This is a genomic window from Vibrio sp. MarTm2 (assembly GCF_027587055.1).
Classification (GTDB): domain Bacteria; phylum Pseudomonadota; class Gammaproteobacteria; order Enterobacterales; family Vibrionaceae; genus Vibrio; species Vibrio sinaloensis_D.
The window spans coordinates 1-541 of sequence record NZ_JAPPTK010000054.1; the positions used below are offsets into that span (position 1 = coordinate 1).

At 55.3% G+C, this 541-nt stretch carries 2 protein-coding genes; both read left to right on the plus strand.

The genetic code is table 11. The features are described 5' to 3' along the window. Positions 1-147 precede the first annotated feature (147 nt). Positions 148-282 (plus strand): hypothetical protein, encoded by a 135-nt coding sequence (locus OH458_RS21980; protein WP_263280378.1) that lies wholly within the window; start codon positions 148-150, stop codon positions 280-282. Next, a complete protein-coding gene (locus OH458_RS21985; protein WP_005475929.1) occupies positions 279-485 on the plus strand; it encodes a hypothetical protein in 207 nt (68 codons plus the stop codon). Before OH458_RS21980 ends, OH458_RS21985 begins: the two co-directional genes overlap by 4 nt. The last annotated feature ends 56 nt before the right edge of the window (positions 486-541 follow it).

Sequence of the window (541 nt, forward strand, 5' to 3'; positions counted from 1 at the left end):
ACGACCGCATCAAGTAGAGGGGCAGACCGCCGATGGCCGCCCTCTGGTTAGCCATCAAGGGGGCATGAATACGACTTACATCGTCATGGGTGTGGGCGCTCTTATTGTTCTCTTGCTGGTCGTGATGCTGATGAAAGGGGGTAAGTAATGCCTTTTCTACTCCCTGTGGTGTTTTTGGGTGGCGGCATTGTGGGCTTTCAGCTCTCTGAGGGCTCAAGCAAGCTTGTGATGATGTTGGTGCTCTTGGTTGTGGGCTACGCGCTTCTTAAGGGGGGCTTATGATCCCGATGCTAGGCGGTGGCCTCACCAATAGCGGCACCATGCCAATTAGTGGCGGTCAAGCTGGCCCCTCTACGGCTACGAGTACCAATAACAGCGGCCAAAGCATTGGCTCCATCAACATGGGCAGTCCTCAAGGGGTGAGCCCTTGGTTGATTGGCGCGGTTGTGGTGATTTTGGCTTTTCTGGTGCTGCGCAAGAAATGATTGTCTGTGTCACTGAGAGCCCCGAAGCGCTTGCCCGGTTGAAGGTGGCCTTTCGA